A 23,940-nucleotide genomic window follows, 5' to 3' on the forward strand; every position below is an offset into this window, starting at 1 on the left:
CCTGTGCGCCTGCCCCCCTCACCCGACCCTTCGGGCCACCTTCTCCCCGCGGGGGAGAAGGGGACGCGGCCGCCGGCGACAAAATTCGACATGCTCTCTCCCTTTGACGGGGAGAGGTCGAGGCAAGGGGTGTCTCCCCAAGCCACTACCACATCCACAATCTAGGCCCGACCGATGACCTTCCGCGAACGCCTGCAAGCCTGGCGCTACAACCTCATTCCCGATCACCTGGTGGGCGAAATCCTCACCAAGCGCTGGACGGACAACGCCATCCCCTTTCTGGTGCTGGTGGTCACGGTCGTCTCCTTCGGGGCGTCGATCCCGGGCTTCTTCAAACCCTATTCGCTGCAGGAATCGACCCGCCAGCTCGGCGAGTTCTCGGTCGTCGTCACCGGCCTGACCGTCGTCATGCTCGGCGGCGGCATCGATCTGTCGGTCGGATCGATTTTCGCGCTTGCCACATTCGCGGCTGTCTCGACCTTCTTCATCTTCGAGATGCCGGTCTGGGTGGCGCTTGTCGCAGCGCTTGCCACCGGCATCGTCTGCGGCGCCATCAACGGCTATCTCGTCGGTTATCTACGCCTGCGCGCCTTCCTCACCACGCTGGTCACCTTCATCATCGGCCGGGCGATCTTCGATATCCTGGTGGTGAATTACGGTGCCGATATCCAGACTTCGATGGCCTCGTCCGACACCTGGGATTTCATCGGCGATGGCACGCTGTTCGGCTTCTCGATCCCGGTCATCACCGCCGTTATCATTGCCGTCATCACCCACATCGCGCTCACCCGCTCGCGACCCGGATGGCACGTTCTGGCCGTCGGCGGCTCGCGGCGCTCGGCGCACAATGCCGGCATCCGCGTCAAGCGCACCGTGTTCCTGACCTACGTCTTCTCCGGCTTCTGTGCCTCGATTGCCGGCTTCCTCATTGCCACAAGGCTCTCCGGCGCCGGCCCCGGCACCGGCCTCAACCTTGAAATCCTGGCGCTGACGGCGGCCGTCGTCGGCGGCAATTCGCTCGGCGGCGGGCGTGGCTCCGTGGTGAAGGGGGTCATGGGCGCCATCATCGTGCTGGTCATGACCAACGGCCTCATCCGGCTCGGCTACGGTACCGGCACCAACCAGATGGTGCTCGGCATCATGCTCGCGGTCGCCGTCACCATCGATATCCGCTGGCTGAAGAACCGCCACAAGGTGCTGAATGAGGTCTATGTCGCCCCCGTCTATCTGAAGATGGGGGAGACGCAATCGGCGCTGCCTGGCTCTGGCAGCGCCTATGCCCTCGACAACCGCCTGTCGGAAGCCAGTCACATCGGCCTCGGTGAACTGGAAGGCCCCGAAGACGTCATCCTCGACCGCAACGACCATCTCTATTGCGGCACCCGCCACGGCGAGATCGTCCGTTTCTTTGCGCCGGATTACACCCGCTCGGAAGTTTTTGCCCATGTCGGCGGCTTCCCGCTCGGACTGGCCTTCGACAGGGACGACAACCTGATCAGCTGCGTCGGCGCCATGGGCCTCTATTCCATCTCGCCTGATCGCGAGGTGAAAAAGCTCTCGGCCGAAACGGCGCGCTCCTGGACCTCGGTCGTCGACGATGCCCGCCTGCGCGATCCGAACGACTGTGACATCGCCCCGGACGGCCGCATCTATTTCACCGACAGTACCAAGCGTTACGATGCCCACGACTGGGCGCTGGATTCGATCGAAAACCGTGCCACCGGCCGCCTGCTGGTCTACGATCCCAAGGACGGCTCGACGAAAACGTTGCTGGACGGCTACCGTTATCTCAACGGCGTCTGCATGGCGCATGACGGCAAGTCGCTGTTCGTCGCCGAAAGCTGGGCGTGCCGCGTCCACCGCTACTGGCTGGAAGGCCCGAAGGCCGGCACGGCCGAATGCGTCATCAAGGACATGCCGGGTTATCCCGACAACATCAACCGTGCTTCCGGCGGCCATTACTGGATGGCCTGGCTCGGCATGCGCACGCCGAGCTTCGACCTGTCGCTGCGCCATCCCGGCATGCGCAAGCGCATGACCCGCCGCCTGCCGCAGGACGAATGGCTGTTTCCCAACATCAACACCGGCGGCGTGGTGAAATTCAACGACAAGGGCGAGATCGTCGAGACGCTCGGCGACCTCTCGGGCAACGCCCACCCGATGGTCACCTCGATGCGCGAGCATAAGGGCCAGTTGTTCATCGGCGGCATCCTGAACAACCGCGTCGGTCGCTACAGGATCGCCGGCGCTGACGAAAGCTGGACCGGCCCCGCTTCCTACTGGGGAGGTACCAAATGATCTTCGACCCGATCCTCGATTATTTCCGCGGCAAGGCGGTAACGATCCCGCCGCTCGACGGCGCCTTCCGCCCCAACACCCGCCTCGACGACGCCCCGGCCTTCGCGGCGCTGACGGAAGCCGACAACCTGGTTTTCCGCAACGGCGCGCTTTTCGCCTCCAGCGGCAACGCCGTCTACACGCTCGCTGCCGGAGCCGAACCCTCCGTCGCCGAAACTTTTCCCTCGCCGGTCACGGCGCTTGCTGTGTCGCCGGCCGGCTCTCTGGCCGTGGCGCTCGAAACCGGCAAGCTTTTCGTCGATGGCAAGGAATTAGCGTTGCCGCCGGCCGTCCGCTGCATCACCGCGCTTGCCTACGGCCCTGACGGCGCCTTGTTTCTCGCCAACGGTTCCGCAAAACACGCCCCGTCCGCCTGGGCTGCCGATCTGATGGAAAAAGGGGCTTCCGGTTCCGTCTGGAAGCGCGAGGCTGCCGGCGGCGATGTCCGTGAGATCGCCTCGGGTCTCGCCTTTCCTTATGGCCTGTATCCGGTCGCAGATGGCGTCATTGTCAGCGAAAGCTGGCGCCACCGCCTGCTGAAAATTACCGGCAGCGGTACCCCGAAAACGGTCATCGACAAGCTGCCCGGCTATCCCGCCCGCCTGTCGCCGGCTGCCGATGGCGGCCTCTGGCTCTCGCTGTTTGCGCCGCGCAATCGCCTGATCGAATTCGTGCTGCAGGAAACCCATTACCGGCTGGACATGATGGCCGAGGTGCCGCGCGACAGCTGGATCGCTCCGGCGCTCTCCTCCGGCCGCAGTTTCCTGGAGCCGCTGCAATGCGGCGGCATCCGTACCATGGGCATCCACAAGCCATGGTCGCCGAGCCGGTCCTACGGGCTGGTGGTCAAGCTCGATGCCGACCTGCAGCCGCTCTTCAGCCTGCATAGCCGCGCCAACGGCACCCGCCACGGCACGACCAGCGCCGTGGCAAAGGACGGCACGCTCTACGTCGCATCCAAGGGCGGTGACAGCGTGCTCGCCATCGACATACCCACCGCGGAGGGCCGCTGAGATGGATACCATCGTTCGCCTGGAGGGCGTCACCAAGGCCTATCGCGGCGTGCCGGCGGTCAAGAACGTCACCTTCGACCTGCGCAAGGGCGAGATCCACGCCTTGCTCGGGGAAAACGGTGCCGGTAAGTCGACGCTGACCAAGATCATCGCCGGCGTCGTCGAGGCGACATCCGGCAAGATGTTCCACCACGACCGCGAAGTGTCCTACAAGACGCCCAACGAGGCGCTGGAAGCCGGCATCGCCATGGTCTTCCAGGAAACCAGCCTGGTGCCGTCGATGACGGTTGCCCAGAACCTCTATCTCGGTGCCGAGAAATTCCTGAACCGCCTGCGTGGCACCTACATTTCGGCGCAGCAATTCCTGCAGTCGCTGAATTTCCCGGTCGATCCCACCGCCATGGTCGAGACGCTGGGTGCCGCCAAGAAGCAGATGGTCGAGATCGCCCGCGCCGTCCACCACAATGCCGAAATCATCATCTTCGACGAACCGACGGCGACACTGACGCCGGAGGAAAAGCGCCACTTCTTCGCGCTGGTGCGCCGCCTCAAGGCGCGCGGCGTCTCGATCGTCTTCATCTCCCACGCGCTCGAAGAGGCGCTGCTGCTTTCCGACCGCATCACCATCCTGCGCGACGGCGAACTGGTCGCCTCGGGCGAAACGAAGGAATTCGACCGCGAAAAAATCATCGCCGCCATGGTCGGCCGTACGCTTTCGGCCGAGCTTTACCGCCAGCGCGACGAGGCGAAGTTGCGCAAGCCCGGCCACAAGGTGCTGTCGGTGCAGGACATCTCGATGAGCAACATCGTGCGCAACAATTCCTTCTCGATCTTCGAGGGCCAGATCACCGGCGTCTTCGGCCTGATCGGCTCCGGCCGCACCGAAACCTTCAAAGTGGTCGCCGGCATTTACAAGCGCGACTTCAATCGCGGCGGTACCATCGAACTGGACGACAAGCCGGTACGTTATTACGTGCCGCGCGAGGCGGTGAAGGACGGCATCGTCTACGTCACCGAGGACCGCAAGAGCGAAGGTTTCTTCGAAACCATGTCGATCGCCGAAAACATTTTTGGCGGGCTGCTGGCGGCTGGCCACGAGAAGGCCTGGGTGATCAACGCCGCCGAGATGCGGGCGCTGTCGGCAGAATGGACGAAGATGCTCAACATCCGCGCCATCAACGACAATGCCCGCGTCGTCGAGCTGTCCGGTGGCAACCAGCAGAAGGTGGTGATCGGCAAGGGCCTTGTGCAGCGCCCGCGCGTCGTCATCTTCGATGAGCCGACCCGCGGCGTCGATGTCGGCGCCATCGCCGAGATCCACCAGATCATCAATCGGCTCGCCGACGAAGGCCTCGCCGTGGTGGTGATCTCCTCCTATCTGCCGGAGATCATGAACCTCTCCGACCGCATCCTCGTCTGCCGCCAGGGCCGCATCGTCGAGGAGTTTTCGCCTGTCGAGGCGACGGAAGAGAAGATCATGTACGCGGCAGTGCATTGAGGGCAGGGGAGCCGCCGGCGAAACAATTGCCCCGCTGCTGTGGGCGGGGTATTCCAGACAGAACGGAAAAGAGGAGACCCATCCCATGGCAACCGTAAAACTGTGGACCGATGCCGAGGCGGACGCCCATCCGGAGGTCAAGGCCGTCTTCGACGACATCCGCGCCACGCGCAAATCGGATTTCGTCAACAATTTTTGGCGCGGACTTGCCAATGATCCGGCTCATCTGAAGCGTATCTGGGGTCAGCTGAAGGAGATCATGGTCGCCGATAGTGCCATTGATCCCCTGACAAAAGAGATGGTCTACATCGCCGTCTCCGTTGCCAACGGCTGCTCCTACTGCATCCATTCGCATACGGCCGCCGCCAAGGCCAAGGGCATGACGGATGCCCAGCACGGCGAACTCCTGTCGATCATCGGCCTCGCCGGCCAGACCAACCATCTGGTCACGGCGATGCAGATCCCGGTCGATCCGCAATTCGAGGTCAAGGGCTGAGATTTTTCTCCCCGGTCCCGCAAAAAATAACCTCCCCCTGTCGGGTCGGCAGGATCCAATCCGTCCTTGGATCGTTCATGCAAACAACCGAGAAGGATCACGATCATGCCGAGCACCATCAAACTGCACCGTGTCCTGGCAACCAGCCCGGACAAGGTCTACCGCGCGTTCCTTGAGGCGGATGCGATGGCGAAGTGGCTGCCGCCGAACGGGTTTGCCTGCACCGTACATCATTTCGAGCCGAAGGTCGGGGGCACGTTCAAGATGTCCTTCCGCAACTTCACCACCGGCAATAGCCACGCCTTCGGCGGCGAATATCTCGAACTCGTCCCCGGCGAACGCCTGCGCTATGTCGACAGGTTCGACGATCCCAACCTGCCCGGCGAAATGGAGGTCGTCGTCACCTTGAAGAAGGTATCCGTCGGCACCGAGGTGGAGATCACCCAGGCCGGCATACCGGACGTCATCCCGCCGGAAGCCTGCTACCTCGGCTGGCAGCAATCGCTACGCAACCTCGCCAATCTCGTCGAGCCGGACATCAAGGAATAATGCCGTCATGGCCAGACGGTGATCACCCGATCTGGCCAGTCTCCTTCAAGTCCACACTCTTTCCCGCGCCGGGCAATGCTTGACGATGTCGTTGTTATTAGGTAGATCGGTCTACATAATAACGGAGTTTCGATCGTATGGCGAACCGGGTTCCCGCGCGTGATCGTCTGCTGCAGGCGGCGGCCGAGCTTTTTTATGCCGAAGGCGTGGCCGCGACCGGCATCGATGCGATTACCGCCCGGGCGGGCGTGGCGAAGATGAGCCTTTACAACAACTTCTCCTCCAAGGCCGAGCTTTTGGTCGCTTATCTCGAAAAGCGGTGCGTCGAGTGGCATGCGTTGCTGCAAGCGCGGTTGAGTGCGGCCGCCACGCCGAAGGATCGGGTGCTGGCCGTGTTCGATTCCTACGTCGATCATGCCGCAATGGCCTACGAATGGGGATTTCGCGGCTGCGGGCTTCTCAACGCCGCCGCCGAACTGTCGGTCGACGATCCCGCCCGGGCCATCGTCGCCGCGCAAAAGGAGGAGGTGCAGCAATTGTTCCGGCAACACCTCGATGCCTTGCGCCCCGGCCATGCCGATAGCGACGAAATCGCCGAACACCTGTCGTTTCTGCTGGAGGGGGCGATGTCGCGGGCGGGGCTCGACGGACATGACCAGCGCTTGAAGACGGCGCGCCGGATGGCGGTTTCCATGCTCGAGCGCTTCGAAGCCACCGGCCGATGACAAAAACCTTCGCGACGTCATTGCGTCCCGCCAGCGGGCTGATGGGCCTTGCGGTCCTGGTGCTGATCGAAGCGGCGTTGGTGATCTGCTGGAGTGCCGGTTTCATCGGCATTCGTTTCGCCAACGATCATGCGCCGATCTTTCTCATCCTCCTGTGGCGCAGCCTCGTCTCTGGGGTGGTATTGTTGCCCTTCGCCCTAACCGTCGGACCGCGATTGCGATGGAAAGACGTTCTGCCGCAGGTGCTGTTCGGCGCCTTGGCGATGGCGTTCTATCTCGGTGCTTTCGCCTTCGCCATCTCCCTCGGTGTCCCGACCGGCCTCGTGGCGCTGATCACCGACATGTTGCCGTTGATGGTTGCAGTGCTCTCCTGGCCGATGTTGGGCCAGCTCCTGACCGGGCGGCAGTGGGTCGGCTCCTTCGTCGGGCTGGCGGGGGTGCTGATCGCTTCCGGCTGGTCGGTCCGCATCGTCGATGTGCCGCTCTGGGCCTATGGCCTGCCCATTCTCGGCACGTTGTCTCTGGCGGTGGCGATGCTGTTGCAGAAGCGTAGCGCGGCGGGCGCCATGCCCATCCATCAGAGCCTGTGCATCCAGTGCCTGTCGGCGGCAGCCATATTTTCCGTCTTTGCCTGGCAGGAAGGCGGTGTCGTGCCGATCCTCGAGGCCGGTTTCGTCGGCGGCATCCTCTGGCTGGTGTTTGTCGCCACCATCGGCGCCTGGAGCCTTTATTACCTTGCGTTGCGCCGGTCGTCTCCGGCGCAGGTGACGGCCGTGCTCTATCTCAGCCCGCCGGTGGTGATGATCTGGGCCTGGATCATGTTCGATGAGCCGCTGACCTGGGCGATGGCCTGCGGCATGGCCGTGTCTTTGGCAGGCATCGTCATCGTCGCCCGGTCGCCAAAGCCCGCTGCGATGAAAAAGCGGGTGGACGAGGCGCTGGCGCAAAGCGCCTGAACATGCGAAAGGGGCTTTCCCGGCGGCCCCTTGCAAGCGCCGCCGATGGGCAGCGCAGGGGCATTCCATGAGACATATCCTCCTCGTCGGCATCGGTTCCGGCAATCCCGAACACATGACCATCCAGGCGATCAATGCGCTCAATCGCGCCGATGTCCTGTTCCTGCCGACCAAGGGGGCGAAGAAGGCTGAGTTGGCCGATGTCCGCCGCGAGATCGTCGCCCGCTACGTCACCAATCCGGAAAGCCGTACGGTGGAATATGCCGTGCCCGTTCGCCGCACCGAAGGCCAGAGCTACATGCAGGGCGTCGACGAGTGGCATGCGGCGATTGCCGAAATCCACGAGGCGATGTTTTGCGCCGAACTCGATGAGGATGGCATCGGTGCCTTCCTCGTCTGGGGCGACCCGATGCTTTACGACAGCACCATCCGCATCATGGAGCGGGTGACGAGGCGCGGCAACGTCGCCTTCGACTACAGCGTTATCCCCGGCATCACCAGCGTTCAGGCGCTCTGTGCCAGCCACCGCATACCCCTCAACCTCGTCGGCAAGCCGGTGGCGATCACCACCGGCCGCAGGCTTTCGGAGAGCTTTCCGGGCATTGTCGAAACAGCTGTGGTGATGCTCGACGGCGAGCAGGCTTTCCAGCGCATCGACGATCCGGATGCGATGATCTACTGGGGCGCTTATCTCGGCACGTCGGACGAAATCGTCATCAGCGGCCGGCTGTCGGACGTGAAGGAGGAAATCCTCGCCACCCGCGCCGCCGCCCGGACCCGCCACGGCTGGATCATGGATATCTATCTGCTGCAGAAAGGCGCAGATTTCGAGGAATAGGGCCTGACATCGGTTCTCCTCGTCTCCCCTGGGGGAGACGATGCCTGAAAGGCAGATGAGGGGACTGCTCCGGGTCTGAATGGTGCTATTCGCTGCGCGACCGCCCCCACTCTGCCTCCGGTGCAGGGCGCAAAGCAGATCGCGGGGGTCGCGTCTTTGATTTCTCGCAAGGCCTGCCGTCGTGTTATGGTTCAGCCTGAGATGATGAACACGCCCCAACCTTTGCCGCTTGCCTGCAGCCCGCTTCCCGTCCCCTCGGCCCGCCGCGGTGCTTGCCCGTCTCTCGACGCGCCGATGGCGACCGGCGATGGCCTCCTGGTGCGCCTGCGTCCGCTCGACGGCAGCCTGACGCCCGGCCAGTTCGCCGCCATCGCCGCCGCTGCGAAACAATTCGGCAACGGCCTCATCGAAGTCACCGCCCGCGGCAACCTGCAGGTTCGCGGTCTCGATACGGAAACGGCACCGGCCTTCGCGCAAACCATCCTGGCGATGGACATGCCGCTATCTTCGGGCGTGGCGATCGAAACCCCGCCGCTTACCGGCATCGATCCCGGCGAAATCCTCGATCCCCGCCCGCTTGCGGACGCGCTGCGGCAGGCGATCGAAGCGCACATGCCGCCGCTGCAGCTTGCGCCGAAACTCTCGATCACCGTCGATGCCGGCGGCCGTTTCCATCTTGGCGGCATCGTCGCCGATATCCGCCTGTCCGCCGTGCTTTCGGCGGACGGGGCCGTGTTCTGGTGCCTGTCACTCGCCGGCAATGCCCGCACCGCCCGCCCGGTGGCGCTTCTGGCTGAAGAGCAGGTCGTCGATGCCGTCGTCACCCTGCTGCGTGCCCTCGATGCTCTTGGCCCCGCCGCTCGCGGCCGCAATCTTGATGTCGAGGCCTGGCGTGGTCACTTTGCCTTGCCCGTTGCCTTTGCCGAAGGCCATGCGAAGCCTGCACCGCTTCCCGTCGGCATCCATGCCTTCGATCCGGCTCGCCCGCTTCTCGGGGTCGGCCTGTCCTTCTGCCAGATCGAGGCCGATGTCCTCATTGCTTTCCTCGCCCCGATGGAAAAGCTGGGCGCCGGCGAAATCCGCCTGGCGCCGGAGCACGGCTTTTTCCTCGTCGGCATCGCGCCCGAAAAGATCGGCGAGGGGCTTTCGCTGGCTGCCACCCATGGCCTGCGCACGTCACCGGCCGATCCGGCCAATGCCATCGCCGTCTGTGCCGGTGCGCGCGGCTGCGCCTCGGCATTTTTCGATACGCATGCGCTGGCCCGTACCGTCATCACGGAGGCGCCGTCATTGCTCGACGGCTCGTTGACGCTGCATCTCTCCGGCTGTCGGAAAGGCTGTGCCCATCCCGCCGCGGCGGGCCTGACGCTGACGGCAGCGCCAACAGGCTACGGACTTGTCGTAAATGGCTCCGCATCAGGCTCGCCAGATGCTTACATCGCTGCTAAGGACGTGACCTCCGCCTTCCGGCGGCTTGCCGTGCTGGTCGACACCGAGCGACAGGCGGGCGAGACGGCGGCGGCCAGCCTGGAAAGGCTGGGTGCGGGAGCGATCGGGCAAGTGCTGCAACGGGACTGGGAATGACAGATTACGACTATATCCGCGAGGGTGACGCCATCTATGAGCGCTCCTTCGCCATCATCCGCGCCGAGGCCGATCTTGCGCGTTTCTCCGATGAACAAGCGGATATCGCCGTTCGCATGATCCACGCCTGCGGCCTCGTCGAGGCGGCAGAACATTTCGTCTTCTCGCCGGATTTCGTCTCCGCCGCCCGCGGTGCACTGAAGGCCGGCGCGCCGATCTTCTGCGATGCGCAGATGGTGGCGCATGGCATTACCCGCGCCCGCTTGCCGGCCGGCAACGAGGTGATCTGCACGCTGAGTGATCCGCAGACGCCCGTGCTCGCCAAGGAGATTGGCAATACCCGTTCCGCAGCGGCGATAAAGCTCTGGGTCGAGCGGCTTGCCGGCTCTGTCGTTGCCATCGGCAATGCGCCGACCGCGCTCTTCTACCTGCTCGAACTCCTGCGCGACGGCGCGCCAAAACCGGCGGCGATCATCGGCATGCCGGTCGGCTTCGTTGGCGCGGCCGAATCGAAGGATGCGTTGGCGGAACAGTCCTACGGCGTGCCTTATGCCATCGTCCGCGGCCGCCTCGGCGGCAGCGCCATGACGGCGGCGACCGTCAACGCCCTGTCGAGGCCGGGCCTTTGAGTGCGGCGGCTTACGGACGCCTGATCGGCGTCGGCACCGGCCCCGGCGATCCGGATCTGCTGACGGTCAAGGCGATCCGCGCGTTGGAAAGCGCCGACGTGCTCGCCTATTTCGCCAAGGAAGGCCGTCGCGGCAATGGCCGCGCCGTGGTCGACGGGCTGTTGAAGCCCGGCATGCCGGAACTGCCGCTCTATTACCCCGTTACTACCGAGATCGATAAGAACGAGGACGGCTACAAGAGCCAGATCACCGATTTCTACGATGCCTCGGCGGCGGCGGTCGCAAGCCATCTCGAAGCGGGCCGCACCGTCGCTATCCTCAGTGAAGGCGATCCGCTGTTTTACGGCTCCTACATGCACCTGCATGTGCGGCTCGCCTCGCGTTTTGCGGCGGAGGTCATTCCCGGCATCACGGCGATGTCCGGCTGCTGGTCGATGGCCGGCCTGCCGATCGTCCAGGGCGACGACGTGCTGTCCGTGCTGCCCGGCACCATGCCGGAGGCCGAACTTGTCCGCCGTCTCGGCGATACCGAGGCGGCCGTCATCATGAAGGTCGGCCGCAACCTGCCGAAAATCCGCCGGGCGCTTGCCGCCGCCGGCAAACTCGATCAGGCCGTTTACGTCGAGCGTGGCACGATGGCGAATGCCGCCATGGTGCCGCTCGCCGAAAAGGCGGATGATGTGGCCCCCTATTTCTCGCTGGTGCTGGTCGCCGGCTGGAAGGACCGGCCATGAGCGGTGTGCTGTATGTCGTCGGCACCGGCCCCGGCAATGCCGGGCAGATGACGCCGGAGGCTTTGAACGCCGTTGCCGCCGCCACGGAATTTTTCGGCTACGGCCCCTATCTCGACCGCCTGTCGCTGCGTCCCGACCAGCGGCGCATCGCCTCTGACAACCGCGAGGAACTGGACCGTGCCCAGGCCGCGTTGATACGGGCTGCGGCGGGCGAAAAAGTCTGCGTCGTCTCCGGCGGCGATCCGGGCGTTTTCGCCATGGCCGCCGCCGTCTGCGAAGCCATCGACAAGGGACCGGCGGAATGGCGGCAGGTGGAACTCGTGGTGACGCCCGGCGTCACCGCCATGCTGGCTGTTGCCGCCCGTATCGGCGCGCCGCTCGGCCATGACTTTTGTGCCATCTCGCTGTCCGACAACCTAAAACCCTGGGAGGTCATCACCAGGCGGCTGCGGCTGATGGCGGAAGCCGGCATGGTGATCGCGCTCTACAATCCCATCAGCAAGGCGCGGCCCTGGCAGCTCGGCGAAGCCTTCTCCCTGCTGCGCGAGGTTCTGCCCGGCACGGTGCCGGTGATTTTCGGCCGCGCCGCCGGCCGGCCGGACGAACGCCTTCTGGTCATGCCGCTGGCGGAGGCCGATGCAGGGCGCGCCGACATGGCGACCTGCGTCATTATCGGCTCGCCGGAAACACGCATCGTTGCCCGCGAGGGACAATCCGACCTCGTCTATACGCCGCGCTTTTACGCCGGAGGCAAGACGTGAGTGATGCGTTCGAGCGCCGCTTCCGCGTCGGCGACCGACGGGACGTCGGGTGCGACCTGCCGCTCGATCATCACCACGACCTTGCCCAGAATGCGTGCCGCGGCGATCTTGCCGTAGGTGGCGCTGCCGCCGCTGTTCTTGGCGACGATCACATCGATGCGCCGGTCTTCGAGCAACCGGCGCTCGCCCGCCTCGTCAAACGGTCCGGTCGCAAGGATGTATTCGGCCTGCGGCACGTCGAGCGGCGGCACGACGGGATCGACGCTGCGCACGACATAGGCATGCTGCGGCGCGCGACTGAAGGCAAAAGCCTCCTGCCGGCCGATCGCCAAAAACACCCGGCGCGGCGCCGTGCCCAGCGCATCGACGGCGGCATCGACACTGTCGACGCTCTCCCACACATCGCCCTCGACGCGTTCCCAGCCGGGACGGCGCAGCGCGAAGATTTGCACGCCCGTTTCCTTGGCCGCCCATGCGGCATTGGCGGAAATCCTATTGGCAAAGGGATGGGTAGCATCAATCAGCAGGTCGATCTGTTCGGCGCGCAGATAGGCAGCCAGCCCCTCCGCTCCGCCGAAGCCGCCGCTTCTCACCGCCAGCGGCAGGGCGCGCGGTTCGGCCGTGCGGCCGGCGAGCGACAGCGTCGCCTCATAGGCGGGATGTCCGGCCAGGCGTTCTGCGAGTTGCCGGGCCTCGGTCGTGCCGCCGAGAAGAAGGATGCGGTGTCTGCCCATGCCTGATTCCATCCATACCCCGTCCGTTTCCGAACGGTGGCTTACCATTATCGGCATCGGTGAGGATGGTCCAGCCGGCCTCGGCGATGCGGCCAAGGCGGCGATTGCCGCCGCCGGTCTGGTGTTCGGCGGCACGCGGCACCTGCAACTGGCTGCCCCGCTGATCGCCGGGGAAACGTCAGCCTGGCTCAGCCCGTTCGAGACATCTGTCGAAGCCGTCGTCGCCCGCCGCGGCAAGCCGACTGTGGTGCTCGCCTCCGGCGATCCCTTCTTCTTCGGCGTCGGTGCCACGCTGTCGCGACGCATCGATCCGGTGGAGATGCACGTCATTCCCGCACCCTCCTCGTTCAGTCTCGCTGCCTCGCGGCTTGGCTGGCCGCTGCAGGATGTGACGGTGGTTTCGCTGCATGGCCGACCTGTCGATCTCGTCCGTCCGCACCTGCAGCCCGGCCGTCGTGTGCTGGCCTTGACCTCGGACGAAAAAGGCCCGGCGACCCTTGCCCACCTGCTCGCGGAAACCGGTTTTGGCGGATCGCGGCTGACCGTGCTGGAGGCGCTTGGCGGAGAGCAGGAGCGGCTGACCCGGCATGTCGCCGCGCATTTTTCCGACGATGTTTTCCATTCGCTCAATGTCTGTGGCGTTGAGGTGACGGCGGGTGAAGGTGCGAGAATCCTGCCGCTCGCCGGCGGTCTGGATGATGCGCTGTTCGAGCATGACGGCCAGATCACCAAGCGAGAAATCCGGGCTCTGACGCTCTCGGCACTCTCTCCGCGCAGGGGCGAACTTCTCTGGGATATCGGCGGCGGCTCCGGCTCCATCGGTATCGAGTGGATGCTCCGCGACCCCGCCATGCGGGCGATTGCCATCGAGCAGGCGCCGGACCGGGCGGCCCGCATCGGCCGCAACGCGGCGATGTTCGGCGTGCCGGGTCTTGCCGTCGTCGAAGGGCAGGCACCGCAGGCGCTTGCCGGCCTTGTTACCCCGGATGCGATCTTCATCGGCGGCGGCGGCAGCGAGGATGGCGTCATGGATGCGGCAATCGCCGCGCTGAGGCCGGGTGGCCGGTTGGTCGCCAATGCCGTGACGATCGAGATGGAGGCGGTGCTTCTGGCGCAGTACGCGCGCCTAGGCGGCACGCTGGTGCGCATCGACATCGCCCGCGCTGCCCCGATTGGCAACATGGTAGGCTGGCGGCCGGCGATGCCGGTGACGCAGTGGAGCTGGGTGAAATCGTGATGACGGGGGCGGAAACGGTGGTTTTGCTCGTACGAGCAGGTTTTTTGCCTGTTGAATGAAGGGGGCGCATCCTGCCTCCTTCTCCCCGGCGGGGAGAAGGTCGCGGCAGCGGGATGAGGGGGCGCTCCAGGCGAAGGTCTTGCCGTGTCTCACCCCCTCATCCGACCCTTCGGGCCATCTTCTCCCCGCGGGGGAGAAGGGGAAAGGGGCACATGCGACCATCCTGCTCGCAAGGGCGGCAAGGTCAGAAATTTTTGTCAGCGCGGCGCCATCCATCGGCTGGTCGCGGCGCGATCGAGGGATAGGACATGACAGTACATTTCATCGGGGCTGGGCCGGGGGCGGCCGATCTCATCACCGTTCGCGGCCGGGATCTGATCGGCAAATGCCCGGTCTGCCTCCATGCCGGCTCGCTGGTCTCGCCGGAGCTTCTGCAATATTGCCCGCCCGGCGCCCGCATCGTCGATACGGCGCCGATGTCGCTGGATGAGATCGAGGTGGAGTTCGCCAAGGCGGCGGAAGCCGGCGAGGATGTGGCCCGGCTGCATTCCGGCGATCTCTCCGTCTGGAGCGCGGTGGCCGAACAGATCCGACGTCTTGAAAAACGTGGTCTCGATTACACCATGACCCCGGGTGTGCCGGCCTTTGCCGCCGCCGCTTCGGCGCTCGGCCGCGAACTGACCATTCCGTCCGTCGCCCAGAGCCTCGTGCTCACCCGCGTTTCCGGCCGAGCTTCGCCGATGCCGAACAGCGAGACGCTGCAGGCTTTTGGCGCCAGCGGTTCGACGCTCGCCATCCATTTGGCGATCCATGCTTTGGATCAAGTGGTGGCGGAACTGACGCCGCTCTACGGCGCAGATTGCCCCGTCGCCATCGTCGTCAAGGCAAGCTGGCCGGACGAGCGGATCATCCGCGGCACGCTGGCCGATATCGCCGCCAAGGTGGCGGAAGATCCGATCGAGCGCACCGCGCTGATTTTTGTCGGCCCGGGCCTTGCGGCCAGCGATTTCCGCGAAAGTGCCCTCTACGATCCTGCCTACCAGCGTCGCTTCCGCGGCCGGCAGGAATGAAAAAGCCGGCCTCGGGGGCCGGCCTTTGGAATGACTTGGAGCATGTTGCGGTCAGCGCGCCGCCTTACAGCACGCCGGCAAGCAGGCCGACGCCAGCAAGTGCCGTGATGCCGCCCGCCGAACGAACGACGATGGGGCCTTTGATCTCGCTGAGCCGGCCGATCAGGGCGCCGGCGCCGAGGCCAGAGACATGCAGCAAGGCCGTTGCCAGCATGAAGCCCAGCGCATAACCGAGGCCGCTTGCATCTGCCGGCATTTCGGCGCCATGCGCATAACCGTGGAAGATGGCGAACAGGCCGACGATGCCGGCTGCGGCGGCCAGCGAGGCGCGCAGGCCGAAGGCCACCAGGCCGCCGAGAATGACCACCGAAAGCGCAATGCCGGTCTCGACGAACGGCACCGGTACGGCCGAGATGCCAAGCGCGCCGCCGACAGCCATCAGCGCGACGAAGCTTGCCGGCACCGCCCAGAGCGCCTTGCCGCCGAGCTGCCAGGCGAAGACGCCGACCATCACCATCGCCAGGATATGATCCAGCCCGCCGACCGGATGCATGAACCCATGCATGAAGCCGCTTGCCTCGCCGACGCCGGTATGCGCGAAAGCGAGAGCCGGAGTGAGAAAGGCCGCCGCGGCGGCGATCGTGAACGTGATGAGTTTTCTGGCCATGATGCGTCCCCTTGCTGGCGGAGGCTCCGATGATGCGGACGACCTCCTTCAGCTTGGAGTTTTGGCATATCCGGCGCCGGGAGAAAATGCCGGAAGTTTTCGATTACGTCATTTGACGTATATCGCGCCGGTTGAGGGAGATTGCCCGTCTGCAGCGACGCGCGGGCGGCCAATTATCTGCCTCCCGCCGGCTTTGGCCGGCAGGAGGCTGGTTTCGGGTGAACCTCAGATCTGTGCCATGCCACCATCGACGAACAGTTCGATGCCGTTAACGAAGCTGGCATCGTCGGAGGCGAGGAACACGGCAGCACGGCCGATTTCGTTCGGGTCGGCCAAGCGTCCGAGCGGGATCTGCGCCGAGATGCTGCCCTCGAACTGCTTCCACTGCTCTTCGCTGGAGGTGAGGCCGGTCAGGCCGGGTGTCAGCGTCGGGCCGGGGCTGATGGCGTTGACGCGGATGTTGCGATCCTTGAGGTCGAGGATCCAGTGGCGGGCGAAGTTGCGGATCGCCGCCTTTGTGGCGCCGTAGACGCTGAAGGCAGGGATGGCGCGTGTCGTGCTGGTCGAGCTCGTCAGGATGATCGAGCCGCCGTCGCGCAGCAGCGGCAGCGCCTTCTGCACCGTGAACAGGGTGCCCTTGACGTTGATCGAGAAGGTTTTGTCGAAATCCTCCTCGGTGATTGAGCCGAGCGGTGCAAAGGTGCCGCCGCCGGCATTGGCGGCGAGGATGTCGATGTGGGAAACCTTCTGCTGGATCGTGTCAAACAGGCGGTCGAGATCGGCGAGGTCGGAAATGTCGCCGCGGACGCCGGTTACGTTGCCGCCGATGTCCTTGACGGCGGCGTCGAGTTCCTGCTGCCGGCGGCCGGTGATGAAGACTGTGGCGCCTTCCGCCGCGAACTGCCGGGCGATGCCGAGGCCGATGCCCGTGGTGCCGCCGGTAACGACTGCGACCTTGCCTTGCAATCTGTTGCTCATTGTTCTGCTCCTTGTTGGTTGCAGCGACCTGTTTCGCTGTTGCCAATAGAGATATTTTCAGAACGGTGATGGCTGTAGTCGGCAATGTCGATACTATGCGTTCCATCAATGGAACGCTGGAGTGTCATGATGCAGGACCTGAACGACCTTTTCTATTTCAGCGAGGTGGTGACACATGGTGGCTTCACGGCTGCCGGCCGGGCGCTCAACCTGCCGAAATCCAAGCTCAGCCGCCGCGTGGCGCAGCTGGAAGCGCGGCTCGGCGCCCGGCTTATCGAACGGTCGTCGCGCAGTTTCCGGGTGACGGAGATCGGCCGCGCCTTCTTCGAACGTTGCCGTAATGCCCTGTCGGAGGTGGAGCGCGCCGAGGCGCTGGTCGCCGCGGCACAAGCGGAGCCGCGCGGAACGGTGCGGTTCAGCTGCCCAACCGGGCTGATGGATGTCGTCGCCCAACTGCTGCCGTCGTTCCTTGCCCGGTTTCCGCTGGTCAATGTCCGGGTGCTTGCGACCGACCGGGCCGTCGACCTGATTGCCGAACATATTGATCTGGCGCTGCGGGTGCGCACGCGGCTGGATACGGATGCGGTGCTGACGATGCGCACGCTGGCGAAAAGCCGGCGCATCCTCATCGGCAGTCCTAAGCTCGCCAACACGATCGCAGATATGCAGGATATCGGCGGTCTTGCCGCGATACCGACGTTGAGTTCATCCGATGCGCCGGGAAATATCGTCTGGGATCTCGAGGATCAGGCGGGGCGACAGCATTCCTTCAGCCACGAGCCACGGATTGCCTGCGGCAATTTTTACGCCTTGCGCGAGGCTGCGCTGGCCGGGCTGGGGGTTGCCCTTTTGCCCGACCATGCCTGTGTGGACGCGCTGCGCGAGGGGCAGCTTGTCCGGCTGTTTCCGCAATGGAGTGGCCGCGAGGGCATCGTCCATCTCGTCTTCACGACGCGGACCGGGTTGCCCCTGCATGTCCGCGCCTGGATCGATCATCTGGCGGTCGGTTTTCGCGAAGGACGATTCTTCTCGGCCTGACCGACACCTGGTCTTTTAGCCGGCGATCTCCGAAACCTTGACTGCACGACCTTCCTTCACCGATTTCAGGGCTGCTTCGGCCAGAGCCAGCGCCGCAAGCCCGTCCTTGCCGCCCGGATGCGGCTCGGTGCCTTTTTCGACCGCATCGATGAAGGCGGAGATTTCTGCGGCATAGGCGGAGGTGTAGCGGGTCATGAAGAAATCGTGCAGCGGCGGGCGGGTGTAGCCGTCGGCATTGGCGATCTCGATGGAGACCGGGCGCTGGTTTTCGGCCGAAACCGCGCCCTTCGAGCCGTGCACCTCGATGCGCTGATCGTAGCCGTAGCTGGCGCGGCGTGAGTTGGAGATGATGCATTGCTTGCCGCTTGCCGTCGTCAGGATGACGCTGGCGCTGTCGTAATCGCCGGCGGTGCCGATAGCCGGATCGACCAGCACGGCGGCCGACGCCATGACGCTGTCGATCTCCTCGCCCAGCAGGAAGCGGGCCATGTCGAAATCGTGGATGGTCATGTCGCGAAAGATACCGCCGGAGACCTTGATGTATTCCTGTGGCGGCGGGCCGGGATCGCGGCTGGTGATCGTCACCATCTCGACATCGCCGATGCGGCCGTCGTCGATGGCGGCGCGCACCGCGCCGAAATGCGGGTCGAAACGGCGGTTGAAGCCGACCATCAGCTTGCCTGAAACGCTCTCGACCACCTTGAGGCAGGTCTTGACGCGGCTGACATCGAGATCGATCGGTTTTTCGCAGAAGATCGCCTTGCCGGCCTTGGCGAAACGCTCGATCAGGTCGGCATGGGTGTTGGTCGGCGTGCAGATGATCACCGCATCGACGTCGGCAGATTGCTCGATCGCCTCGATGCTGCGGACCTCGCAGCCGGTCTGGGTCGCGATTGCTTGCGCCGCGTCGGCGATGGCGTCGGCGACGGCGACCAGCTTTGCGCGCGGATCGGAGGTTACGGCGCGGGCATGGACCTTGCCGATGCGGCCGGCGCCCAACAGTGCAAAACGAAATGCCATCTCTGGTTTCTCCTCCCGGATGTGCGGCATGCGCACGACACGCATGCGAAGGCTTGCTCTTCCACCCGACATCCTCCATGCGGGGAGCGACGGTTTCTTGCCGAAGACGCTCCGGTTCGGTGTGGAATTTTTATTCTATATTTGCTATGGAATAGCATGCCACCGGTGTCAAGACGGAATGTGAAAGGATGGGACATGCCTGAGCTCGATGCGCCGACGACGATCAAAGCCTTCGAAGAGCGGCTTCTGGAAGTCTCCTCCAGCCTGCCGAAGCGGTTGCGCCAATGCGCCGATTATGTCGCCGCCAACCAGGACCGCATCGCCGTCTCGACCGTGGCAACCATGGCGGAAGGAGCGGGTGTGCAGCCTTCGGCCTTCATGCGTTTCTGTCAGATCCTCGGCTTCACCGGCTTTTCCGAGATGCAGAAACTGTTCCGCGAATCTTATTCCGGCGGTTGGCCGGATTACTCGACCCGGCTCGAACATCTGCGCGACAGTGGCAGCGGCAGTCCCTCGGCGCTTCTGGCAGAATTCGTCGATGCCGGCCGCACCTCGCTGGAAAGCCTGTTGAAGACCATGGATGCGGAGATGCTGGATGCCGCCGTCGCCGCACTTGCCAAGGCGCATATGGTGCATATCGTCGGTTACCGCCGTTCCTTTCCCGCGGCAAGCTACCTTGCTTATGCCTTCGAGAAGATGGACGTGCCGGCGATGCTGCACAGCGGCATCGGCCGGCTCGACAGCCGCCATGCGCTTCGCCCCGGCGACGTGCTGATCGCCATCTCCTTCGCGCCCTATTCGGCCGAGACGGTGGAGCTTGCCGAGGCTGCGCATGCGGCGGGTGTCACGGTGGTGGCAATCACCGATACCGTCGTCAGCCCGCTGCGCAAGCTCGATGCCCTGATCCTGTCGGTCTCGGAAGTCGATTTCGGGGCGTTTCGTTCGTTGTCGGCCACGCTGTCGCTGGCGATCACGCTGGCGGTGGCCGTCGGCACGATGCGGCAGAACGGGGAAATCTGAATTTTTGTATTGCTGCTTCCAAAAATGGAATATATAATCCAAATTCACAACGAATGAGGTTGGAATTCCATTTCCGCCTCTAGAGCAATTCCAGCAAAACTGCGTAGCGGTTTTGCCTGTGGAATTGCGTCGAGACAAATAGGATGGAGCGTTTTCGCGATTCGGAGAAAAGCGGAAGCGCTCCAAGCGGGAGATCTTGCATCCGCGGGAGGAGGCGGCAATCCTTGCCGGCCGCGGTCGCGCTCCAGCCATAGACCGGTTCGACCGGCACGATGACAGCGTTCGGAGGGGCGGGCAATCGCCTCCGGCAAGGGAGGGCCATGTGAAGCCGCTTGACTTGATTACCATTGGCCGGTCCTCGGTCGACCTCTACGGCGCGCAGATCGGTGGACGGCTGGAGGACATGGCCTCCTTCAACAAATACATCGGCGGCTCCCCCACCAACATCGCCGCCGGCACCGCCCGGCTGGGCCTGAAATCGGCGCTGATCACGCGTGTCGGCAACGAGCATATGGGCCGTTTCATCCGCGAACAGCTCGTCCGTGAAGGCGTCGACGTGCGTGGCGTCAAGACCGATCCGGAGCGGCTGACGGCGCTGGTGCTGCTCGGCATCCGCGACCAGGAGCAGTTCCCGCTGATCTTCTACCGCGAAAACTGCGCCGACATGGCGCTGGAGGAAGGCGATATCGATCCCGCGTTCATCGCCGAGGCGCGCTGCGTCTGCGCCACCGGCACGCACCTCTCCAATCCGCGCACGGAAGCCGCCGTACTCAAGGCGTTGCGGCTCGCCCGCGAAAACGGCGCGAAGACGGCGCTCGATATCGACTATCGCCCGAACCTCTGGGGACTGGCTGGCCACGGTGACGGCGAAAGCCGCTACATCGAATCCGGCAAGGTGACGGCCAAGCTGCAATCGACGCTGACCCTGTTCGACCTGATCGTCGGTACGGAAGAGGAATTCCACATCGCCGGTGGCTCGACCGATACGATCGCGGCCCTGAAGGCGGTCCGCAAGGTGTCGAAGGCGGCGCTGGTGTGCAAGCGCGGGCCGATGGGTGCCGTGGTCTTCGAAGGCGAAATTCCGGAAAACCTCGATGACGGGCAGACGGGCGAGGGCTTCCCCATCGAGGTGTTCAACGTGCTCGGTGCGGGCGACGGCTTCATGTCCGGCCTGCTCAAGGGTTGGCTGACCGGTGAAGACTGGCCCACAAGCCTGAAATACGCCAATGCCTGTGGTGCTTTCGCCGTCTCCCGCCATGGCTGCACGCCGGCCTATCCCAGCTGGGAGGAACTGCAATATTTCTTCCGCACCGGCATCCGCAACAAGGCACTGCGCAAGGATGTGGCCCTTGAGCAGGTGCATTGGGCGACCAATCGTGACGGCGACTGGCCGGACATGCATGTCTTCGCCTTCGATCACCGCATCCAGCTCGAAGAGATGGTGCGCGAGACAGGCGCCTCGCCGGAGCGGATTGCCGATTTCAAGCGGCTCTGCCTGCAGGCGGCGCTGAAGGTGCGGGGCGGTCGCGAGGGCTATGGCATTCTTTGCGACGGCCGGTTGGGGCGCGATGCGCTCTATCAGGCTGCCGGCACCGGCCTCTGGATCGGCCGGCCGGTGGAATGGCCGGGTTCCCGGCCGCTGACGCTGGAGCCGGAAATCGGCCCGGATTTCGGCGGGCTGGTGGAGTGGCCGCTGGAACACGTCGTCAAGGTGCTTGCTTTCTATCATCCTGAAGACCCGCCGGAACTGAGGCTAGAGCAGGAGCAGACCGTGCTCCGGCTGTTCACCGCCGCCCGCCGAAACCGGCTGGAAATGCTGCTGGAAGTGATCCCCAGCAAGGTCTCCGCCTGCGACGATCAGACGGTGGCGAAGATCATCGAGCGTTTTTACGAGATCGGCGTCTATCCCGACTGGTGGAAGCTGGAGCCGATGGTGAGCGCGGCCGCCTGGGCGAATGCCTGTTCCGCCATCGCCCGCAACGACCCTTATACGCGCGGCATCGTCGTGCTCGGGCTCGATGCGCCGGCGGCGGAGTTGGAGGCGAGTTTTGCCACGGCGGCGCAGTTCGACCTGGTCAAGGGTTTCGCCGTCGGCCGGACGATCTTCGGCGAGGCGGCGCGCAAATGGCTTTCGGGCGTGATCGGTGATCAGGAGGCGATCGATGACATGGCCCGCAAATATGGCGACCTCTGCGAGGTCTGGGACCGGGCACGCGCCCGGAAGGGAGAAGCAGCATGAAAACCGTAAGACTGACGGCGGCGCAGGCCACCGTTCGTTATCTTGCGAACCAGATGAACGGCGAGGGCGAAACCTTCATCGCCGGCGTCTGGGCGATCTTCGGCCACGGCAATGTCGCGGCACTCGGTGAGGCGCTGTACGGCATCCGCGAGGAGCTGCAGACGTTCCGCGGCCAGAACGAGCAGACGATGGCGCATGCGGCCATCGCTTATGCCAAGCAGCTGCGCCGCCGCCGCACCATGGCCGTCACCTCGTCCATCGGCCCCGGCGCGCTGAACATGGTGACTGCGGCGGGCGTGGCGCATGTCAACCGCCTGCCGGTGCTCTTCCTGCCCGGCGACGTCTTCGCCAATCGCGGCCCCGATCCGGTGCTGCAGCAGATCGAGGATTTTGGCGACGGCACGGTGAGCGTCAACGACTGCTTCCGTCCGGTCAGCCGGTATTTCGACCGCATCACCCGGCCGGAACAGCTGCTCACCGCTCTGCCCCGCGCCATGCGGTTGATGACCGATCCGGCTGAATGCGGCCCGGTGACGCTCTCCTTCTGCCAGGACGTCCAGGCGGAAGCCTATGACTATCCGGAAAGCTTCTTTGCCAGGAAGGTCTGGGGTGTTCGCCGACCGGAGCCGGATGCGGCGGAGTTCGAGGCAGCGGTCGCGGTGCTGAAGGGGGCGAAGAACCCGGTCATCGTCGCCGGCGGCGGCGTGCATTTTTCCGGCGCCACCGAGACGCTGAAGACCTTTGCCGAACAACACAAGATCCCGGTGGTGGAGACGCAGGCCGGCAAGTCGGTGCTTGCCTGGGACCATCCCTTGAATTTTGGCGCCGTCGGCGTCACCGGCACGGAATGCGCCAATATCGTTTCGGAAAAAGCCGACCTGGTGTTCGGCGTCGGAACGCGGTTCCAGGATTTCACCACCGGCTCCTGGGGCCTGTTCAGGAACCCATCGCGAAAAATCCTGGCGCTGAACGTTCAGCCCTATGACAGCCACAAGCACGATGCGATCCCGCTGGTGGCCGATGCCAAGATCGGGCTGGAACGCCTGTCGACCGCCCTCGGCAGCCACGTCTTCGGCGCGCCGGATGCTGCCATCAAGGATGGCTGGTTCGCCAAGGCGGATGCGGTGACGGCAGCACCCAAGGACAGCAATGCGCTGCCGACCGACATGCAGGTGATCGGCGCCGTGCAGCGTGCCTCGCGCGACAACACGGTGGTGATGTGCGCCGCCGGCACCATGCCGGGCGAATTGCACCAGCTCTGGAAGGCGAAGCTGCCGCTCTCCTACCACATGGAATACGGCTTCTCCTGCATGGGGTACGAGATCGCCGGCGGGCTCGGTATCAAGATGGCGGAGCCGGAACGCGACGTCATTGTCATGCTCGGCGACGGTTCCTACATGATGGCCAACTCGGAACTGGCCACCGCCGTGGCGATGGGCAAGAAGATCACCGTCGTCATCACCGACAACCGCGGCTACGGCTGCATCAACCGGCTGCAGATGGGCACCGGCGGGGCGGAGTTCAACAATCTCTACGCCCACACCAACGTTCACCCGATCGCCATCGATTTTGCCGCGCACGCGGCGGCGATGGGCGCCAAGGCGCACAAGGTGACGACCGTCGCCGAACTGGAAGCCGCGCTCGAAGCGGCGCGCTCGGCGAGCGAGACGACGGTGATCGTCATCGACACCGATCCCTATCCGACGCCAGGGGCCGGCGGTTTCTGGTGGGACGTCGCGGTTCCCGAGGTCTCCGACCGCAGCCAAGTCAACGATGCCCGCGCCCGCTACGAGGCGGCGCTGAAGGAAAGAAGCTGA

At 64.5% G+C, this 23,940-nt stretch carries 23 protein-coding genes; 18 read left to right on the top strand and 5 right to left on the bottom strand.

Annotated features, from left to right (window positions below):
• Nucleotides 1–174: 174 nt before the first annotated feature.
• The 12 genes from ACSQ3I_RS11275 (at nt 175) to ACSQ3I_RS11330 (ending at nt 12,120) form a co-directional block, all read left to right on the top strand.
• Complete coding sequence (locus ACSQ3I_RS11275) at nt 175–2,298, top strand: ABC transporter permease (protein WP_435998855.1); 2,124 nt, start codon at nt 175–177, stop codon at nt 2,296–2,298.
• Nucleotides 2,295–3,350 (top strand): hypothetical protein, encoded by a 1,056-nt coding sequence (locus ACSQ3I_RS11280; protein WP_435998857.1) that lies wholly within the window; start codon nt 2,295–2,297, stop codon nt 3,348–3,350. Before ACSQ3I_RS11275 ends, ACSQ3I_RS11280 begins: the two co-directional genes overlap by 4 nt.
• A 1-nt stretch (nt 3,351) precedes the next feature.
• Complete coding sequence (locus ACSQ3I_RS11285) at nt 3,352–4,848, top strand: sugar ABC transporter ATP-binding protein (protein WP_435998859.1); 1,497 nt, start codon at nt 3,352–3,354, stop codon at nt 4,846–4,848.
• 85 nt (nt 4,849–4,933) lie between these two features.
• Nucleotides 4,934–5,344 carry a carboxymuconolactone decarboxylase family protein gene (locus tag ACSQ3I_RS11290; RefSeq protein ID WP_435998861.1) on the top strand — a complete coding sequence of 137 codons (411 nt, stop codon included), beginning with the start codon at nt 4,934–4,936 and terminating at the stop codon, nt 5,342–5,344.
• 105 nt (nt 5,345–5,449) lie between these two features.
• On the top strand, nt 5,450–5,893 hold the full coding sequence (locus ACSQ3I_RS11295; RefSeq protein ID WP_435998862.1) for an SRPBCC family protein: 444 nt from the start codon (nt 5,450–5,452) through the stop codon (nt 5,891–5,893).
• Nucleotides 5,894–6,030: 137 nt separating this feature from the next.
• Nucleotides 6,031–6,618, top strand: a complete 588-nt coding sequence (locus ACSQ3I_RS11300) for a TetR/AcrR family transcriptional regulator (RefSeq protein ID WP_435998864.1) — start codon at nt 6,031–6,033, stop codon at nt 6,616–6,618.
• Nucleotides 6,615–7,574 carry a DMT family transporter gene (locus tag ACSQ3I_RS11305; protein ID WP_435998866.1) on the top strand — a complete coding sequence of 320 codons (960 nt, stop codon included), beginning with the start codon at nt 6,615–6,617 and terminating at the stop codon, nt 7,572–7,574. Before ACSQ3I_RS11300 ends, ACSQ3I_RS11305 begins: the two co-directional genes overlap by 4 nt.
• Before the next feature lie 67 nt (nt 7,575–7,641).
• The gene (gene cobF / locus ACSQ3I_RS11310; protein WP_435998868.1) at nt 7,642–8,412 is read left to right on the top strand and encodes a precorrin-6A synthase (deacetylating); all 771 of its coding nucleotides are present in this window, start codon (nt 7,642–7,644) and stop codon (nt 8,410–8,412) included.
• 201 nt (nt 8,413–8,613) lie between these two features.
• Nucleotides 8,614–9,996, top strand: coding sequence for a precorrin-3B synthase (gene cobG, locus ACSQ3I_RS11315; RefSeq protein WP_435998869.1), 1,383 nt, complete (start codon nt 8,614–8,616; stop codon nt 9,994–9,996).
• On the top strand, nt 9,993–10,625 hold the full coding sequence (locus ACSQ3I_RS11320; protein ID WP_435998871.1) for a precorrin-8X methylmutase: 633 nt from the start codon (nt 9,993–9,995) through the stop codon (nt 10,623–10,625). Before cobG ends, ACSQ3I_RS11320 begins: the two co-directional genes overlap by 4 nt.
• Nucleotides 10,622–11,359: a precorrin-2 C(20)-methyltransferase gene (locus tag ACSQ3I_RS11325; RefSeq protein WP_435998872.1), complete on the top strand. Its 738-nt coding sequence runs from the start codon at nt 10,622–10,624 to the stop codon at nt 11,357–11,359. The genes ACSQ3I_RS11320 and ACSQ3I_RS11325 overlap by 4 nt, the downstream gene beginning before the upstream one ends.
• Nucleotides 11,356–12,120, top strand: a complete 765-nt coding sequence (locus ACSQ3I_RS11330) for a precorrin-3B C(17)-methyltransferase (protein WP_435998873.1) — start codon at nt 11,356–11,358, stop codon at nt 12,118–12,120. Before ACSQ3I_RS11325 ends, ACSQ3I_RS11330 begins: the two co-directional genes overlap by 4 nt.
• Here ACSQ3I_RS11330 and ACSQ3I_RS11335 read toward each other — a convergent pair.
• Nucleotides 12,099–12,854 (bottom strand): cobalt-precorrin-6A reductase, encoded by a 756-nt coding sequence (locus tag ACSQ3I_RS11335; protein ID WP_435998875.1) that lies wholly within the window; start codon nt 12,852–12,854, stop codon nt 12,099–12,101. The genes ACSQ3I_RS11330 and ACSQ3I_RS11335 overlap by 22 nt on opposite strands.
• On the opposite strand from ACSQ3I_RS11335, the gene cbiE reads away from it, so the two are divergent.
• On the top strand, nt 12,838–14,091 hold the full coding sequence (gene cbiE / locus ACSQ3I_RS11340; protein WP_435998877.1) for a precorrin-6y C5,15-methyltransferase (decarboxylating) subunit CbiE: 1,254 nt from the start codon (nt 12,838–12,840) through the stop codon (nt 14,089–14,091). The genes ACSQ3I_RS11335 and cbiE overlap by 17 nt on opposite strands.
• Before the next feature lie 308 nt (nt 14,092–14,399).
• Entirely contained in the window at nt 14,400–15,161 is a 762-nt protein-coding gene (gene cobM / locus ACSQ3I_RS11345; protein ID WP_435998879.1) for a precorrin-4 C(11)-methyltransferase, read from the top strand.
• 64 nt (nt 15,162–15,225) lie between these two features.
• Here the strand turns inward: cobM and ACSQ3I_RS11350 are convergent, their stop codons facing one another.
• The 3 genes from ACSQ3I_RS11350 to ACSQ3I_RS11360 all read right to left on the bottom strand — a co-directional run bounded on the left by ACSQ3I_RS11350 (nt 15,226) and on the right by ACSQ3I_RS11360 (nt 16,934).
• Nucleotides 15,226–15,828, bottom strand: coding sequence for a HupE/UreJ family protein (locus ACSQ3I_RS11350; protein WP_435998880.1), 603 nt, complete (start codon nt 15,826–15,828; stop codon nt 15,226–15,228).
• A gap of 225 nt (nt 15,829–16,053) precedes the next feature.
• Nucleotides 16,054–16,806: an SDR family NAD(P)-dependent oxidoreductase gene (locus tag ACSQ3I_RS11355; protein ID WP_435998882.1), complete on the bottom strand. Its 753-nt coding sequence runs from the start codon at nt 16,804–16,806 to the stop codon at nt 16,054–16,056.
• Nucleotides 16,803–16,934 carry a hypothetical protein gene (locus tag ACSQ3I_RS11360; protein ID WP_435998883.1) on the bottom strand — a complete coding sequence of 44 codons (132 nt, stop codon included), beginning with the start codon at nt 16,932–16,934 and terminating at the stop codon, nt 16,803–16,805. Before ACSQ3I_RS11360 ends, ACSQ3I_RS11355 begins: the two co-directional genes overlap by 4 nt.
• On the opposite strand from ACSQ3I_RS11360, the gene ACSQ3I_RS11365 reads away from it, so the two are divergent.
• Nucleotides 16,933–17,844 carry a LysR family transcriptional regulator gene (locus ACSQ3I_RS11365; RefSeq protein ID WP_435998885.1) on the top strand — a complete coding sequence of 304 codons (912 nt, stop codon included), beginning with the start codon at nt 16,933–16,935 and terminating at the stop codon, nt 17,842–17,844. The genes ACSQ3I_RS11360 and ACSQ3I_RS11365 overlap by 2 nt on opposite strands.
• Nucleotides 17,845–17,859: 15 nt before the next feature.
• Here ACSQ3I_RS11365 and iolG read toward each other — a convergent pair whose 3' ends face one another.
• The gene (gene iolG / locus ACSQ3I_RS11370; protein ID WP_435998887.1) at nt 17,860–18,864 is read right to left on the bottom strand and encodes an inositol 2-dehydrogenase; all 1,005 of its coding nucleotides are present in this window, start codon (nt 18,862–18,864) and stop codon (nt 17,860–17,862) included.
• A 195-nt stretch (nt 18,865–19,059) separates the two neighbouring features.
• Here iolG and ACSQ3I_RS11375 point away from each other — a divergent pair, with 195 nt between their 5' ends.
• From ACSQ3I_RS11375 to iolD, 3 genes are all read left to right on the top strand, one after another.
• Complete coding sequence (locus ACSQ3I_RS11375; protein WP_435998889.1) at nt 19,060–19,884, top strand: MurR/RpiR family transcriptional regulator; 825 nt, start codon at nt 19,060–19,062, stop codon at nt 19,882–19,884.
• 322 nt (nt 19,885–20,206) lie between these two features.
• Nucleotides 20,207–22,123, top strand: a complete 1,917-nt coding sequence (locus tag ACSQ3I_RS11380) for a bifunctional 5-dehydro-2-deoxygluconokinase/5-dehydro-2-deoxyphosphogluconate aldolase (RefSeq protein WP_435998890.1) — start codon at nt 20,207–20,209, stop codon at nt 22,121–22,123.
• Complete coding sequence (gene iolD, locus ACSQ3I_RS11385) at nt 22,120–23,940, top strand: 3D-(3,5/4)-trihydroxycyclohexane-1,2-dione acylhydrolase (decyclizing) (protein WP_435998891.1); 1,821 nt, start codon at nt 22,120–22,122, stop codon at nt 23,938–23,940. The genes ACSQ3I_RS11380 and iolD overlap by 4 nt, the downstream gene beginning before the upstream one ends.

Origin of the sequence: Rhizobium sp. LjRoot30, from assembly GCF_964253915.1 — a bacterium.
Lineage (GTDB): Bacteria > Pseudomonadota > Alphaproteobacteria > Rhizobiales > Rhizobiaceae > Metarhizobium.